The organism is Streptacidiphilus sp. BW17, assembly GCF_041262485.1.
Taxonomy (GTDB): domain Bacteria; phylum Actinomycetota; class Actinomycetes; order Streptomycetales; family Streptomycetaceae; genus Streptacidiphilus.
Window position 1 is genome coordinate 36286 of record NZ_JBGCCR010000022.1, and the last position, 16120, is coordinate 52405.

At 70.6% G+C, this 16120-nt stretch carries 15 protein-coding genes; 2 read left to right on the forward strand and 13 right to left on the reverse strand.

Translation table 11 applies throughout. The features are described 5' to 3' along the window. Positions 1–8: 8 nt before the first annotated feature. A complete protein-coding gene (locus ABH940_RS24535; RefSeq protein WP_370070777.1) occupies positions 9–782 on the forward strand; it encodes a DUF6879 family protein in 774 nt (257 codons plus the stop codon). Positions 783–956: 174 nt separating this feature from the next. Further along, complete coding sequence (locus tag ABH940_RS24540; RefSeq protein ID WP_370106180.1) at positions 957–1637, forward strand: class I SAM-dependent methyltransferase; 681 nt, start codon at positions 957–959, stop codon at positions 1635–1637. Between the two features lie 33 nt (positions 1638–1670). Here the strand turns inward: ABH940_RS24540 and ABH940_RS24545 are convergent, their stop codons facing one another. From ABH940_RS24545 to ABH940_RS24605, 13 genes are all read right to left on the reverse strand, one after another. After that, positions 1671–2417, reverse strand: coding sequence for an SDR family NAD(P)-dependent oxidoreductase (locus ABH940_RS24545; RefSeq protein WP_370106181.1), 747 nt, complete (start codon positions 2415–2417; stop codon positions 1671–1673). Between the two features lie 50 nt (positions 2418–2467). After that, complete coding sequence (locus ABH940_RS24550; protein ID WP_370070771.1) at positions 2468–3967, reverse strand: FAD-dependent oxidoreductase; 1500 nt, start codon at positions 3965–3967, stop codon at positions 2468–2470. Between the two features lie 110 nt (positions 3968–4077). Then, positions 4078–5115, reverse strand: a complete 1038-nt coding sequence (locus tag ABH940_RS24555) for an NAD(P)-dependent oxidoreductase (RefSeq protein ID WP_370070769.1) — start codon at positions 5113–5115, stop codon at positions 4078–4080. Positions 5116–5206: 91 nt separating this feature from the next. Then, entirely contained in the window at positions 5207–6130 is a 924-nt protein-coding gene (locus ABH940_RS24560; RefSeq protein ID WP_370106182.1) for an NAD(P)-dependent oxidoreductase, read from the reverse strand. A 68-nt stretch (positions 6131–6198) separates the two neighbouring features. Further along, the gene (locus tag ABH940_RS24565; protein ID WP_370070765.1) at positions 6199–6825 is read right to left on the reverse strand and encodes a 3-isopropylmalate dehydratase small subunit 2; all 627 of its coding nucleotides are present in this window, start codon (positions 6823–6825) and stop codon (positions 6199–6201) included. 48 nt (positions 6826–6873) lie between these two features. Then, positions 6874–8289, reverse strand: coding sequence for a 3-isopropylmalate dehydratase large subunit (locus ABH940_RS24570; RefSeq protein WP_370070763.1), 1416 nt, complete (start codon positions 8287–8289; stop codon positions 6874–6876). Between the two features lie 103 nt (positions 8290–8392). Next, on the reverse strand, positions 8393–9187 hold the full coding sequence (locus tag ABH940_RS24575; protein WP_370070761.1) for an SDR family NAD(P)-dependent oxidoreductase: 795 nt from the start codon (positions 9185–9187) through the stop codon (positions 8393–8395). Beyond that, positions 9184–9681, reverse strand: coding sequence for a type II 3-dehydroquinate dehydratase (locus ABH940_RS24580; RefSeq protein WP_370070759.1), 498 nt, complete (start codon positions 9679–9681; stop codon positions 9184–9186). The genes ABH940_RS24575 and ABH940_RS24580 overlap by 4 nt, the downstream gene beginning before the upstream one ends. Positions 9682–9769: 88 nt before the next feature. After that, entirely contained in the window at positions 9770–11233 is a 1464-nt protein-coding gene (locus tag ABH940_RS24585) for an MFS transporter (RefSeq protein ID WP_370070757.1), read from the reverse strand. 41 nt (positions 11234–11274) lie between these two features. Next, positions 11275–12174 (reverse strand): FAH family protein, encoded by a 900-nt coding sequence (locus tag ABH940_RS24590; RefSeq protein WP_370070755.1) that lies wholly within the window; start codon positions 12172–12174, stop codon positions 11275–11277. Beyond that, entirely contained in the window at positions 12171–13433 is a 1263-nt protein-coding gene (locus tag ABH940_RS24595) for an enolase C-terminal domain-like protein (protein WP_370070753.1), read from the reverse strand. The genes ABH940_RS24590 and ABH940_RS24595 overlap by 4 nt, the downstream gene beginning before the upstream one ends. Next, positions 13426–14307 carry an alpha/beta hydrolase gene (locus ABH940_RS24600; RefSeq protein WP_370070751.1) on the reverse strand — a complete coding sequence of 294 codons (882 nt, stop codon included), beginning with the start codon at positions 14305–14307 and terminating at the stop codon, positions 13426–13428. The genes ABH940_RS24595 and ABH940_RS24600 overlap by 8 nt, the downstream gene beginning before the upstream one ends. An 18-nt stretch (positions 14308–14325) precedes the next feature. Continuing rightward, complete coding sequence (locus ABH940_RS24605; protein WP_370070749.1) at positions 14326–15990, reverse strand: GH3 auxin-responsive promoter family protein; 1665 nt, start codon at positions 15988–15990, stop codon at positions 14326–14328. Positions 15991–16120 lie beyond the last annotated feature (130 nt).

Here is a 16120-nt window from a genome sequence, read left to right on the forward strand (position 1 = left end):
TGAGGCGTGTGAGCGAACTCCTGGAGTTGCGCGCACTTCTGACTGCGGCCAAGGGGGTGCGTCTCGACAGCGTTCGCTACGTCGCCGATTTCGATGAGAGGTTCTGGCGCATCGGGCGAGAGGGCTTCTGGAAGCTGGAGTGTCTCCAGAGTTATCAGGAGACCGGGTTCGCGAGCTGGGAGGCGTTCCGAAGCGGCGACTGGGACGCGGCCCTGAACCTGATCGAGAAGGCGCGCCCCGACATCGAGCAGCAGCGCGCCGAGCTCGCCGCCGCAGGTATCGGCCACCATCGAGCACGCGTGGTGGTCGAGCCGGTGAGCCCCTACGTGCAGTGGGAGCTGCACGTTCTGCAGGCCAAGGACGGGTGCGGCGAGGACGTTGCGATGCTGACCGTCGATCAGGTGGGCGCTCTCGTCGGCGAGGGTGTGCTTCCGGATCTCGTCGTGCTCGGCGACGAGGCGGTGTACGAGATCCACTACACCGACGACGGTGCGCCCCAGGGCGCCACCCGGTATCTGGACGACCAAGTCGTCAATAGCGCTCGCCACTTCGTCCAGCGGCTGCATCGCGCAGGGGAGAAGTTGGCGAGCTACTTCCCCCGGGAGATCGCCGGTCTGGGTGCGCCATCAGTTTGGGCCGGCAGGCCGCTGGGGCGGGGCATGGTGCCGTCCCGCTCACTTCGCCGAACTCGCCATGGCGATCAACGCGGTGGGCGCGTTCCCGGTACTGCTGGACCACCACACCTCGGCGCCGCCCACGCTCCCGTAGCCCCTAGCCCCTAGCCCCTAGCCCCTAGCCCCTAGCCCCTAGCCCGTACCCTAGCCCCTAGCCCCTAGCCCGAGGCTCCCCCTTCTCACCATGTGGCGTCCCCGGCACGGCGGAACGGACGCCGCGTACGATCGCTGACGAACCATCAAGGCGGCAACCTGCCGCCTTTTGGAGCAACGGGGGTGCCAGTGGCCGCACATGTCTCGCGGCTGTTCGGAGCGGACGCCGGGCAGTTCGACCGCGAGCGCGCGGGGCTCATTCCCCACCTTCACGCGCTGTACGAGGTCGCGGTGAACATCGCCGTCCGAGGCCAGGGCCCGGCACCCGCGGTCCTGGATCTGGGCGCCGGGACGGGCCTGTTCAGCGGGGAGCTTGCGACACACTTTCCCGACGCCTCGATCGACCTGCTCGACGCCTCGCGGGAGATGCTCGACGTGGCCGCCAGGATGCTCGACCTGTACGCGGTGAAGCACACCCTGATCGAGCGCGACCTGTCCGATCCGCTCCCCGAGGGCCCCTACGACATCGTGGTCTCCGCGCTGGCGATCCATCATCTGCCCGAGTCGGAGCAGGCCGAGCTGTACCGACGGGTGCGTGCCGTGCTGCGGCCGGGCGGGGTGTTCGTGCACGCCGAGCAGGTCGCCGCGGCGGAACCCGAACTGGACGAGCTCTACGCGGAGTTCTGGCTGCAGGAGGTCCAGGAGGCGGGGACACCGGAACGCACCGTCGAAAAGGCACGCACGCGCATGGCCTACGACCGTCCGGTGCCCGTCGCCACCCACCTGGCCTGGCTCGACCAGGCCGGCTTCCGCACTGCGGACTGCTTCTACAAGCGGTTCCGCTTCGCGGTGCTGGCCGCCTGGAACTGAACTCTGGGCGACTGAACGCTAGATGACCGAACGCTAGATGAGCAGCCCGCCGTTGACGTCGACGACGGTGCCGGTGGTGAACCCGGCCTCCTCGGAGCAGAGGTGGAGCACACTGCCGACGGCCTCGGCGACCGTGCCGAGTCGGCCGACCGGGATCTGCGCGAGCACCGCCTGGCGTTCCTCCTCCGGCCGGACGGCCCAGGCGTCGGCGATGCGTCGCGTCGCGATCGGGCCGTGCGCGACGGCGTTGACGCGGACGCCGAAGGGGGCGAGCTCGTATGCGGCCTGCTTGGTCAGGCCGAGCACCGCGGCCTTGGCCGCGACGTAGGCCGCGTTGCTGAAGTGGCTGTACGTCCGCCCGCCTGCGGAGGAGAAGTTGACGATCCTGCCGTATCCGGACCGTTTCATCGCGGGCACGCAGAGCCGCATGGTGGTGAGCACGGGCACCACGTTGAGCGCGAGCGAGTCGTTCAGGAACGTCTCGTCAAGGTTCTCCACCGCCACCACGCGGGTGTCCCCGCCGACCCCGTTGACCAGGATCTCGGGCGCCCACGCGCCGGTGAGCGCTCCCAACTCCGCCTCCAGCCGGGCCACGTCCCTGACGTCCCCGGTCAGGGTCCGGACCTCGGTGGTCCCGGAGAGCTCCGTGCCGAGTTCCTTGAGCGCGGTCTCGTCGCGGTCGAACAGGACCAGCCGGTCGCCGCGGGCGGCCAGGGCCCGGGCGAGCTCGCTGCAGATGCCACCGGCGGCGCCGGTGATCAGGGCGGTGCGGACGGTCATCAGGGGTTCCCCTCCTCGGAAAGTGAATCTCAAAGTCAATTGACGGACAGTCAGTCAGTCGATCGGGACGCGGCATTGGCGCCGGCGATCCGGCCGAAGACCAGGCACTCGGTGATGTTGCTCGCGCCCTGGTAGAGGTAGCCCCAGGCGGACCCGAACTCCCCGGCGGAGTAGAGCCGGGGGATCGGCTCGCCGTACGGGTCCAGCACCCGCGCGTCCCGGTCCCGGCGGGCCCCGCCCTGGGTGTTGAGCACGGTCGGGTGCAGCGGCACCGCGTAGTACGGAGCTTCGATGGGCTTGAGGGTTTCGGCGGAACGGCCGAACTCGGTGTCCACGCCGCTCGCGCAGGCCGCGTTGTAGCGGCTCAGGGTGGCCTCCAGGACGGACGGATCCACCGCGAGCCGCTCGGCCAGCTCCTCGACGGAGTCGGCCCGGACGATCCAACCCCGCTCCACCTCAGCAGAGTTGTCGCTGCTCCAGCGGTACAGGTCGCGGTTGTAGCCGCTGGTGTTCCAGGTGAGCGGACCGGCCAGGCGGGTCTCCTCGTTGAAGATCCCCCAGCTGGGAATGCGCGGGAACTCGACCTCCTCGGTGTCGAAGTGGGCGAAGACCCGGGTGAACTCGTGCAGTTCGACGCCGGTCTCGTCGACATAGCGGTGGCCGTGGCGGTCCGTGTAGACGAAGCCGTCGGAGGGCATGAAGACGCCGAACGCGGCCTCGAACTCCGGCGCCTGGAAGCCGATGATGGTGGAGGTCGGGGACATGTGCCAGAGATCGGCGCCCACCGCCTGCGCCATCCGGATGCCGTCCCCGGTGTTGCCCGGGTTGCCGGCGAACTTCAGCGGCTTGGCGGGCACATGGTCCTGCTTGAGCTCCGGGTTGTTCTCGAAGCCACCGCAGGTCATCACGACCGCCCTGCGGGCGCGCACGGCGATGCGCCGCCCGTCCGCCTCGGCGACCACGCCCACGACCGCACCGGAGTCGTCGGTGATGAGCTCCCGGGCCGCGGTCCGCAGCCGGACGTCGATGGCCCGCTCGGCCACGTTCGCGGACAGCAGGTTCCACAGCCGCAGCGACGGCGGCACCTCGGCGTCACCGCGCAGGCAGTACTTGTCGAAGGTGCCGTGACCGCCGGGGACCTTGGGGAAGCCGGGGCCCTTCACGGTGCGCGGATACGTTCCTGCGACGATCAGCTGCTCGGGTATGTGCAGGTCGCCGCCGAGATCCGCGCACCACTTGACCAGCGAGCGGGCGCCCTGGACCAGGGCCTCGACCACGTCGCGCGGGGTGGTGCCGAAGCACAGCTCGGTGAGGTAGTCGGTGAACTGCGCGACGGCCTCGTCGCTGTCCCGTGGAATGACACAGTTTCCGCCGCTGACACGGGAGTTGCCGCCCGGTTGGGCCATCTTCTCCAGGACCGTCACCTCGGCGCCCGCGTCGTGCGCGGTGATCGCGGCGACCGCGCCGGCGAATCCGTAGCCGATGACGACGACATCCGTCTCCACGTCGTACGTCTCCACGTCGTACGTCGAAGGTGCTGACTTGCGCATAGCCGTCTCTCCTTCTCAGGTGTTTCTGGATTCTCTGGTTGCCTGTCCCGGTGTCCTGCTGGGTCCTGTTGTGTCCTGTCAGCGGATCAGCGGATCAGCGGATCAGCGGATCAGCGGGCCTGCGGGACGTGGCGGGCACGGTCGGTCCGCACGCCCGGGTTGGCCAGGTAGCGCGGGCGCTGCCCGGCGAGGACTGCGCGGACGTGCTCGACCGCGGTGGGCACCAGGGAGTCGAACAAGTCCCGGGTATGGCCCACGATGTGCTCGGTGAGGATGGCGTTGTCGAGCCCGCGCAACGGATGGTCCACCGGCACGGGCTCGGTGTCGAAGGTGTCGATCGCCGCTCCGCGCAGTCGGCCGGAGGCGAGCCGTTCGGCCAGGGCCGCCTCGTCCACGAGACCGCCGCGCGAGGTGTTGACCAGGACCGCTCCGGGCTTCATCCGGTCCAGCTCGCCCGCCCCGATCACGCCCCGGGTCCCGGGCGTGAGCGGCAGGTGCAGGCTGACCGCGTCGCTCTGCGTCAGCAGCGTGTCCAGGTCGGTGAACTCCACCGGGGGAGCCGACCGGTAGCGCTCCGGGTGACGGGTGGCGACCAGGATGCGCCGCACCCGCCAGCCCTCCAGCCGGGCGATCACCTCCCGGGCGATCCGGCCGTGGCCGACGAGCCCGACCGTGGCACCGGCCAGCAGCCTGGCGGTCAGCTCCTGCGGCACCGGTCGCGGTTCGAACCGGGCCAACTGCCGCTGCTTGAGCGTCAGATCCAGCATCAGTGCGGCGAGCAGCATGACCGTGGCCTCGGCCATCCCCTCCATGTTCTCCGGAGTGGCGCCGTGGGCGACCACGATGCCCCGTGCGGAGGCCTCGGCCAGGTCGCAGGAGGCGGTGCTGCTGGAGGCGAAGACCAGTCCGCGCAGGCGCGGGGCCCAGTCCAGCAGCTCCGGTGTGATCACCGTGCGGGAGCTGATCACCGCCACCTCGGCTTGGCCGAAGTAACGGGGCCACTCCGCTTGCGGGTACTGGGTGCGCAGCGGCGCCGGTGCGGCCGGGCCGCGCACCACCCGCATCCCCTCTTGCCGGAGTTGTGCGGCCACTCGGCCGAGCACGTCGCCGAGTACGTGGTCGTCGCCGACGAAGATCTCGACGGGCATGTTCCCCCCTTCGTGTGTGCCCCTTCGTGTGTGCCTGGTCGTCCGTGCGTCCGGATCGTCCGTGCGGCCGGGGCGTCCGTACCTGCCGGGTTCAGGCGAGCCGACGCACCAGGCGGTCGTCGCCGCGGACTCCGAAGGCGATCGACGCCGCCAGGAAGCGTTCGACCGCGTCGTCGGTCATCCAAGCCATGTGCGGGGTGACCAGGGCCCTCGGATGCGTGCGCAGCAGGTCGTCCGCGGGCAGCGGTTCGACGTCGAAGACGTCCAGGGCCACCCCGCCCAACTCCTCGGCGGCCAGGCGGCGGCGCAGCTCCGCCATGTCCAGCAGGGCGGCCCGGGCCGTGTTGACCAGCAGCGCGTCGGGGCGAAGCAGGGCGAGCCGGCGGGCGTCGATGATCCGGGTCGTCTCGGGGTCGGCGCGCAGATGCAGGGTCACCACGTCGGCGCTGCCGAGCAGTTCGTCCAGCTCCAGGCGTTGGACGCCCGCGGCGTGCGCGGACTCCTCGTCCAGGGAACGGGACCAGGCGGCCACGCGCATCCCGATGCCGACGGCCCGACGTGCGACCGCCGAGCCGATCCGCCCCCAGCCGACGACGCCGAGGGATCGGCCGGAGAGGTCCCGGCCCGCGGCGGGCTCCCAGCCCGATCCGCCGCCCACACCGGTGGGCAGGCGACGGGCGAGGGTCAGCATCAGCGTGAGGGTGAACTCGGCGACCGTCTCCGCGGCCAGCCCGGGGGTGTCGTAGACCTGGATCCCGGCGGCCCGGGCGGCGGCCAGGTCCACCGTGGTTCCGGCCGGACCGGCCACCAGCACGCGGGCCGGGCGTGCGGCCAGCAGTGCTCGAGTGTCCAGGGGAGTGCTGTTGAAGAACCTGAGCACGTTCGTGGATCCGCGCATCCGGTCGGTGAACTCCTGCGTGCTGCCGGGCGGTTCGGCGAAGATCTCCACCGCCGCACCCCCCGGGCAGCCGCGCACCAGTTCCGCCAACCGTGGATAGCCTGTGGTGTCGGGCATGACGAGTTGCCGCATCACTTCTCTCCCCGTGGGTGTCCGGTTCTGGGTCAGGGCGGTCAAGGGCCGGTTCAGGCCGCCTGCCAGCCGTTGAGGTAGGGCAGCCGACGGCTCAGGTCGGCGGCGTCCTGCGTGCCTTCGGCGAGGGTGCTGAGGCTGTCCCAGGTGCCCGAGACGAAGCGCCGGCGCAGTGCCTCGTTGATCTCCACCGGCCAGCTGTGCTCGGCCACCCGCAGGCGCTTGGTCTCCAGGTCGACGGTGACCTCCGCGGCCGGGGCCGCGGTGATCGCCGCCCGGGCCTCCGCGGCGGCCTCGGGCGTGAGCAGCACGCAGGGCAGGCCGATGGTGGCGGAGTTGCCCCGGAAGATCTCGCCGAAGCTGACCGCAGCGATCGCCCGGATGCCCCAGCGGTGGAGCGCCTGCGGGGCGTGCTCGCGCGAGGAGCCGCAGCCGAAGTTCTCCCCGGCGACCAGGACCGAGGCCCCGGCGTGCTCGGGCGCGTCGAACGGGTGGACCGCTCCCGCCGCCTTGGCGTTCTGCCGGTCGCCCTCGAAGACGAACGTGCCCAGGGCGTCGAAGGTGAGGGACTTCAGGTGGCGGGCCGGGATGATGCGGTCGGTGTCGATGTCATCGCCCTCCATGGCGATCGCGGTGCCGCTGACGGTGACGAGGGGCTGCGTGGCAACCATGGCAGTCATGCAGTCATGCCTTTCTGACGCTGGTTCACAGAGTGGGCGGGGCGTCGGTCAGCCGGAGATCCCGAAGACCTCACGCGGGTCGGCCACGGCGCCGCGGACCGCGGCGGCGGCCACGGACAGCGGGGACATGATCAGGGTCCGGCCGGTGGGGGAGCCCTGTCGGCCCTTGAAGTTCCGGTTGGAGGAGGACGCCGCGGTCTCGCCGTCGTTCAGCCGGTCCTGGTTCATGGCGATGCACATCGAGCAGCCGGGCTGCCGGAACTCGAAGCCGGCCGCCTCGAAGACCTTGTCCAGGCCGCGCTCGACCAGCTGCGCGCGTACCTCCTGCGAACCGGGCACGGCCAGTGCGCGCACGCCCTCGGCCACCCGGGTGCCGCTGCGGCGCAGCGCCTCGGCCACCTCGACGAAGTCCGAGAGGCGCCCGTTGGTGCAGGAGCCCAGGAAGGCGACGTCGATGCCGATCCCCGCGACCGGCTGCCCGGCCTCGACGCCCATGAACGTGCGGGCGTCGGCGAGGGCGGCCTCGCCCGCCGCGTCGGCGGCGGGCCCGGGGACGCGCCCGTCGACCGGCACCGACTGACCGAGGTTGACTCCCCAGGTGACCATCGGGCTGATCTCGCCGCCGTCGAAGACCACCCGGTCGTCGTACTCCGCGTCCGGGTCGGAGGCGAGCGACCGCCACCAGGCGACCGCGCGGTCCCACTCCTCGCCCTGCGGGGCACTCGGGCGGCCGTGCAGATAGGCGAAGGTCGTGTCGTCCGGGTTGCAGTAGCCGACCAGCGCCCCGCCCTCGACGACCATGTTGCAGACGGTCATCCGCTCATCCATGGACATCGCGTCGACGACCGGTCCACCAAACTCGTAGGCGTATCCTACACCGGCCTTGGGACCCAGGCGGTGGATCACGTAGAGGATGACGTCCTTGGCGGAGACGCCGGGCGCCAGCTCACCGGTGATCTCGATCCGGCGCACCTTGAGCCGGTTGACGATGACCGACTGGGTGGCCAGCACGTCGCGCACCTGGGAGGTGCCGATGCCGAAGGCCAGAGCGCCGAAGGCGCCGTGGGTGGCGGTGTGCGAGTCCCCGCAGACGATGGTCAGCCCCGGCTGGGTCAGCCCGCGCTCCGCCCCGATCACGTGCACCACACCGTTCTCGCGGCGCTCGGGGGAGAGGAAGCGCAGCCCGAAGGAACCGGTGTTCTGCTCCAGCGCGGAGAGCATGGCCTCGCTCTGCGCGTCCGCGAACGGGCGGGAGGTGTCGTCGGTGGGGATGATGTGGTCCACGGTGGCCACGTTGCGGTCCGGGTAGGCGACCTTGAGACCGCGCTCGCGAAGCATGGCGAAGGCCTGGGCGCTGGTCGCCTCGTGGATGAGGTGCAGGCCGATGAACAACTGGTACTGGTCCTCGCCCAGTTCGCGCACGACGTGCTGATCGAAGACCTTGCTGTAGAGCGTGGCCGCCATGGTTCGGTGTCTCCTCGGGGGTGTTGGTGCCGGAGGCGTCGGGGGAGGGGGCTGGGGTGTGGGGGCGTGGGGTGTGGGGGTGCGCGGGTTCGTCGCGGTGGGCTCAGACGCTGCCCGCGGTGACGCCGCCGTCCACCAGGACCGTCTGGCCGGTGACGTAGGCGCTCAGCGGACTGGCCAGCCACACCGCGGCGTTGGCCACCTCCGTGGGCGTGCCCAGCCGCTTGAGCGGTGCGCGGTGGGAGCGCGCCTCCAGCGCGTCCGCGCTCTCGTAGACGGAGCGCAGCATGCCGGTGTCGGTGGAACCCGGGCTGACGACGTTGACGCGGATGCCGGACCCGGCGTACTGGAGTGCCGCCGACTTGCTCAGGCCGATGACCGCGTGTTTGGTCGCCGAGTAGAGCGGGCTCTTGGCGTGGCCGAGATGGGCGGCCACGGAGGCGCAGTTGACGATGGATCCGCCGCCGTTCTGCAGCATCCGGGCCACCTGGTGGCGCATGCAGCGCCACAGGCCGCGCAGGTTGGTGCCGACCACGACGTCGAAGTTCTCGTCGTCGTCCTCGTGGAGGGGGCCGAACCGCCCGAAGGTGCCCGCGTTGTTGAAGGCCGCGTCGAGTCGGCCGAAGCGCTCCGCCACCGCGTCCACCAGTGCCGCGACGTCCGCCTCGCGGTCCACGTCGCAGCGGAGCACCAGGGCGTCGTCCGGATCAGGCAGCAACTTCCGGGTCTCCTCCAGGAGTTCGAGGCGACGACCGGCGAGTGCCACGTGGGCTCCCGCCTCGGCGAAGGCGACCGCGGCTGCCTGCCCGATACCGGTCCCGGCGCCGGTCACCAGCACGACCTGGTCGTCCAGACCGAACGTTGAGTTGGGTGAAGCTGACGCGTGTGAAGTGGTCACTGTGCCGCCTTCTCGACGAGGCTGTGCTTGACCAGGACCTGCTCGACCAGGCTGTGCTTGACCAAGAACTGCAGCGCCATCTCGTAGCCGGCGATGCCGCAACCGCAGATGACGGCCTTGGCGGCGGGGCCGGTGACCAACTTCTCGTGGTAGCCGCCGCGCGAGATCACGTTGGAGATGTGGACCTCGACCACCGGCGTCTTGATGACCTGGACCACGTCCCGCACCGGCAGGCTGGAGTGGGAGAGCGGACCGGGGTTGAGGATGACCGCGTCGTACTCGTGGCGAGCGCGCTGCAGCTGGTCGACGACGTCGCCCTCCGAGTTGTGCTGGGCGAAGTCCACCTCGACGCCGAGTTCCTTGGCGAGAGCGGTGACGTTGTCGGTGACGTCGGCCAAGGTCGCCGTCCCGTAGTGGGCGGGATCCCGCTCGCCCAGCAGGTTCAGGTTGGGGCCGTTGAGGACGAGCACGCGCATGGCGGATTTCTGGCTCATGACATTCTCCGATCTCATGGGTCTGTGCGGAGGTTTCTGCATGGGTTTTGACGGGGTTGCTCAGGAGGCATCTGTCAGGCGGGGTTGCTCAGGCGGGGTTCTGGGCGGGCACCGGGCCCGGTGCGGGAGCGTCCGTGAGGTCCAGCCGCTCGGCGACGCGGGCGGCGGTCCCCTTGGCCCAGGCGGTGGTCGACGCCACGGCCAGGATCGCGATCACCACGCCGCCGCCGACGATGATCCACCAGCCGGCCTGGCTGGCCGTGTCGAACGCTTTCGCGCCATGGCCGTGGAGTCCGGCGGCCACCACGCTGCCGATGATCGCCACACCCAGCTCCTGACCGACGAACCGGCTCGTGGAGGCGATCGCCGACGCTACACCCGCCTGGGAGCGCGGCATCCCGGAGACGGCGGTCGAGGTGATGGGTGCGTTGACCATGGCGAAGCCGACACCGAACAGGCCGAACGCGACCAGGACCCACCAGTCCGGGGTCGTCGGACCGAGCCCGGTCAGCATCAGGCCGCTCAGGGTCATGGCCACCCCGGCCAGCAGCAGCGGGATCCGGGTACCGCGGGCGCCGGCGATCCGCCCGGAGATGGGCGCGAAGATCAGCGTCATCGCGGCCATCGGCAGCAGGTACAGGGAGCTGCGCAGCGCGGAGAACCCCCTGGCGTCCTGCAGATAGAGGTTGCTGACGAACAGGAAGCCGCCGAGCGAGACGAAGGCGGCCACTGCCGTGAGGGTCGCCCCGGAGAACGGGAAGCTGCGGAAGAAGCGCAGGTCGACCAGGGGATCCTCGCGCCGTGATTCGTAGCCGAGCAGTCCGATCAAGGCGACTGCCGCGACGCCGAGGCAGACCAGGATCTGGGGGGAGGACCAGCCGAGGCCGGTGGCCTCGATCACCGCGTAGGTCAGCGGAAGGAGGAACACCATCACCAGGCCCTGGCCGACCGGGTCGAGTCGACGTGCCCGCTCGGCGCGCGACTCGGGGATGAAGGTCAGCGTGAGGGCGATGGCCAGAATGCCGACGGGCACGTTGACCCAGAAGATGGACCGCCAGCCGACGGTACCCACCAGCAGTCCGCCGACGAGCGGGCCTGCGGCCATGCTCGCTCCGTACACGCTGCTCCACACCCCGAACGCCCTTGCGCGCAGCGCGGGTTCGGGGAACGTGGTGGAGATGATCGACATGGCGATGGGGTTGAGCATCGCCCCGCCGATGGCCTGCAGCGCGCGGAAGGCGATCAGCCAGCCGCCCGAGGGCGCCAGACCGCACAGCAGCGAGGCCACGGTGAACACGGCCAGGCCGGTGAGGAACACCTTGCGCCTGCCCCAGCGGTCGGCGGTGGCGCCGGCGGTCAGCAGCAGCGTGGCCATCACCATGGTGTAGGCGTCCGCGATCCACTGCAGACTGGACACTGAGGCGTTCAGGTCGTGCTGGATGTCCGGCAGAGCCAGGTTGACGATCGAGTTGTCGAGCGCCGTGATGAACATGCTGAGGCAGCTGGTGGCCAGGATCAGCCGGCGCCGCGCGGAGACGGCAGGTGTGGACATGTGGATCAACCTCCGTGGAACGGTGGAACGGTGGGACTCGGTCAGGCTGGGGATCCGCCGAGCGGCGGCTGACCGCCGACCCACGCCAGCGGGTGGAAGAAGGTCACCCCGTGACTGGCGAAGCGCAGCGTGACCCGGTCGCCGTCCGCGGTGCGGAAACCGGCGTGGAAGCTGCTGCGGTCGGCGCCGAGGTACACGTAGTGCACGCGGCCGGGGCGGTGGAGGGCCCGGTAGGCGAAGAGGCGGGACATCAGCGTCGGCAGGTCGTAGTGGAGGGCGTCGCTCCCGGTGGTGAAGGAGCCCTTCCAGGCGGGTGCGCCGTCCCGCTCGATGACGACCTCGCCGGTCACCGAGCGCGGTGGTTCGCCCAGGTGCAGCCAGGGGGCCACGCCCGCGTCGCACAGCTTGGCGTACGAGAGGTGCCCGGCGTGCTGCTTGAAGCGGCCGATGTCGGTGAGGTCGTTGCCGAAGGTGTAGCCGACGTAGCGCGGCACGCCCGTCTCGTCCCCGACGTAGAGCAGGACCACCTCGGCCTCCTCGCAGACCGCGACCGCGTCGGCGGGCACGGAGAGAGGTTCGCCGGGGGCCTTGAGGGCGTCGCCGAGGCCCTTGACGAACCAGTTGGGCTGGTCGGGGACTTCGGCGTCGACCTTCACGTTGTGGGTCATCATGAACCCGCTGACCAGCGCGTCTCCCGGGTGTGCGGGCAGCAGCGGCGGCAGCATCCGCACCCGGTGCCGGTCGCCGGGGTGCACCTCGACGGGCCGGCGGTCCCGGGTGATCCGGGCGACCGCGACCTCCGGGTCGCCGTCGGCAGCGGCCAGACCGGCGGCCAGGGTGTCACCGGCCAGCGGGTACAGGAGCAGCGGGTCCGTATCCGTCGGCAGGCCGACACCGAGATGGCGCTCATCGCTGTACACGCATTCGAAGACGACCGTCATGGGTGCATGCCTCCTGACAACGTCACTGCGGAAAGGGCCGGTTGGGGCTGTGCCGGTTCGGGATGTGTTGCTTCGCGCGGTGCCGGTCCGGAAACGGCCCGCCAGGCGGGGGAGCCCTCGGTGCGGTGCGCCACGGCCCAGACCTCGGCACGGCCGTTGAGTTCGAGGCCGAAGCCGGGACCGGGAGGCGGAGCGACGGTGTTGGCGGACCGGTCCACGGCCGGGCGCGGGGAGACGACCATCTCGGGGAAGAACCGGTCCGACTGGCCGGCCTCCACGGTGAGGGCGTCGGGGTGTGCGAAGGCCAGCGCCCGGCCCGCGTTGATCAGGGGTCCCACCTCGGCGACCTGCACGCCGATCTGGAAGGACAGCCCGGCGCGCCGGGCGAGGTCGATCATCCGAGCCGCGGTCACCGGGCCGCCGTTCTTGGCGACCCGGATGTTGAACGCGTCGCAGGCTCCGAACTTCACGGCCCGGCGGGCGTCCTGGAGGGTGCACACCGACTCGTCGAGCATGATGCGCACCCCGGAACCGGACCGCAGCCGGGCGAGTTCGGCCCACGCCCCCTTCGCCAGCGGCTCCTCGACGTAGTCGGCCCCGGCATCGGCCAAGGCGGCCAGAAGGCCGGGGGCCTCCGCGACGGGCCAGCTCATGTTGGCGTCGACCATGACCGGGACCCGGTCGCCGAGGCGTGCGCGGATCGCGGTGACCGTGGCCACGTCCCGGCGGATGTCGTCGGAGGCCTTGATCTTGACGAAGTGGAACGGGCCGCGCGTGTCGAGGAACTCCTCGACGTCGAGGCTGAGGTCGAGCACCTGCGACACGCGCAGGGCGGTCGGCCGGACCGCCGACGCATCCTGACGTAGCGTCAACTCAAGTCCGTCCAGACCGAGTCTGCGCCCCAGCAGGTCCAGCAGCGCGATCTCCAGCAGGCACAGCAGATTGCTGCCGCCCCGGACGCCGAAGGTGTCGGCGACGCCCCGCTCGCGCAGCCGGGCCAGCAGCTCGGCCGGATCCGCCGCGCGGAGCCGGGCGAAGACCGCGTCCAGCGGGACCTGTTGCAGCTCGGCGGTCACGGACGCGGTGGTCTCGCCGGTGACGTACGGCCGAGGGGCGCACTCGCCCAGCCCGGTCACCCCGTCGGCCTCCAGGCGTAACAGGAGGCTGTCCGAGGTCGAACGACGCTTGGCGGGGTGGTCGAAGCCCATCGCCATGGGCAACTCGATCCGGTAGAGGGTGGCCTGGGCCGGTTCAGGCATCGCGGTCCACTCCCTGGAGCAGGGTGAAGGTGGAAGCCCAGTCGACGAGCTTGGCCCGGACGTCGGTGTAGAAGAGGTAGTGCTTGTCCGTCGGGTACTGGATGAGCTCGCCGTGCGCCCCGGTCATCCGCCGGTACGCGGCACGCGCGTCGTCGAGGTCGACGATCGGGTCCCTGACGCCGGACACGTAGGCCGACGGGACCGGGGGCAGCGCCCGCTGGGGCCGCACGTACAGCCGCTCCAGGTCGAGGAGCACGGCCCGGGAGCGGCGGGTCAGGGTGCGCGCCGCCAGGTCGTCGTGGTCGATGAAGTGCCGGTGCCGCGCGTCGTCGGTGAAGTCCTCCGCTCTGAGCCCGGCATCCCACGGCTCCAGGCCGGTCTCCGAGGCCAGAGCGCACCGCTGCTCCTCGTCGAGCGTGGCGTGCAGCTTGCCCAGCCAGGTCGAGCAGAAGATCGCGGCGTCGTAGCGGGTGGTGAACTCCGGGTGGTGCATGAGGGCGGCCATGAAGGAGCCGCCCAGGCAGTGCCCGAACATCGACAGCGGCACCTCGTCGCCGATCGCCCGGCGCACGTGCTCCAGTGCCGTGATGTAGTCCCGCAGCACGGTCTCGGCGTCGGGCAGGTCCTGCCGCTCGCCCCCGCTGGTGCCGCAGCCGCGGCGGTCCAGGACGTAGAAGGCGATGTCGTTGTCGGCGAACTGGGGGCCGACCTCCCACAGCCAGCCGGCGTGCGACTGCAGCCCGTGGAAGTAGAAGACCGCACCCTTGGCAGCCCCCCGCGGGCGCCACAGGTGCAGCGCCAGCTCCGCGCCCTCGACCGGGAGCGCCACTATCTCGCGGCGGATGTTCTGCGGTGGTCGCTTGGTCTCGATCACGTACGAACTCCCTTTCAGTCAGCGACCGGTGAGAGCGGTGACGAAGTCGACGTCCCGCTGGAACGGCTTGTACTTGTACTGGGTGGCGTTGCCCGCCTGACGGCGGCTCTCGACGTACGCGGCGATGGCGTCCCGTGGCACGGTGGCGACCTCCAGCGCGCCGAGCCGGCCGCTGTCCCGCTTGGAGGCGTACTCGATGTTGATCTCGTGCAGCGCCGCGTCCACGGCCTGCGACAGCGCCCGGTCCAACTGCCCGGACGGCTCGGGGACTTCGGTGACGACCCGGTAGGACGGCGGCTCTGCCCAGTGCGGGCCGCACATGTAGAGCCCGGCCGCGATGCCGTGGTCCGCGAGGCCCCGCTGGATGGCCCCGGTCACCTGGGACTCGGTCAGCTTCTCGCCGGTGAAGGAGTGGAAGATGCCGTCGCGGTGCACGAAGTGGACCCACGGGGTGCCGTCGACGATGCGGTCGACGTGGTAGATGTCCCCGGTCCACAGGCGGTAGAGGCCGTTGCCCTGCGTCATGATCAGGTGGTAGTCGCGCCCCGGCTGCACCTCGTCGAACAGCAGCGTCGTCACCGGCTCGCCGTTCTCCACCAGCTCGCCGAGCGGAACTTCGGCGGGCACGAACTCGAAGAAGGCCTGGGAGACGGCGAGCGGCTGGCTGTTGAGGCAGCCGTCCACCGGGATGGTGGTGACCCCCTCGGTGCCGCAGCTCATGAACGGCAGCTTCGCGACGCCGGGGAAGACCGCGTCCAGCTTGGTGGCGTACAGGCTGGCGGAGGCCGAGAGCCAGCAGGTGTAGAGGGTGAGCGACGGCCACACGTCCTTGAGCGTGAAGTCCGGCCGACGCAGGACCTCCTCCAGACGCCGGGCGGCCTCCTCGTCCGGCCGGGCGTACGGTCGGCCGTCCAGCGTGCCCGCCCGCAGGTCGTCCACCAGCTGCTCCGCGTGCTCCGCCAGCAGGTCGCGCAGCGAGATCAGGGTGCTCGGGTTGATGGACGAGATGTAGTGCAGGTCTCTGCCGACCAGGTGGCGGATCCGGTGGTACATGCGGCCCTCGTGGCTGCTCGGCACCCCGGGGCCGAACCACGGCGACTCGTACCACGGTGGGTTCCAGTCCCGGCTGTTGACCTGCGGATGCCGGTTGCTGATCGCCTGGTGGCCGACGCCGTGCACGAAGTCGAAGACGTCCTCGCGCACGGTCTGGGTGTCGAGCGTCGCGTAGGGGTGCGCCAGCAGCTCCGGGTGGTACTCCAGGTACGTGCCCCACATCGCCTTCATGGCGGGGATGCGGTACGTCAGCAGCCAGTGCAGGGTGTACGGCACCAGCTTGGGCACCCCGGTGGTGCCGCTGGTCTTGAGCCAGCGCAGCACCGGACTGCAGGTCAGGGTGCCGCCCTTGGTCCGGGTCTCGCGCTCGATCGCGGGGACGAAGTCGTCGTAGCGCATCACGGGCAGCACCGAGCGGAAACGGTCGGGGTCGTCCGCGAGGACGTCGTAGCCCCGCTCCTTCCAGTGGACCGAGCCCGCGCTCACGTCGATGACGTCGGCGAGGACACGCTGCTGTGCCAGGGCCGGCTGCTTGAGATCGACCAGCAGGGCGTCCCGGGCCTGGCGGCATTCGTCCAAGAACGGTTCACGGCGGTCGTACCAGTGCTTCTGCCAAAGAGGTATGTCCACGGCTGCTCCTGAGAAGTCTGAAAGGTCCACGGTCGGGGGCCGGACACGATGAGCTCGACGCCCTCCCCCTCTTGCTCGCGGCAGCTGGCGCTCCAACTGAAGCACATTCATGGACTGAAGTTCAACAGCC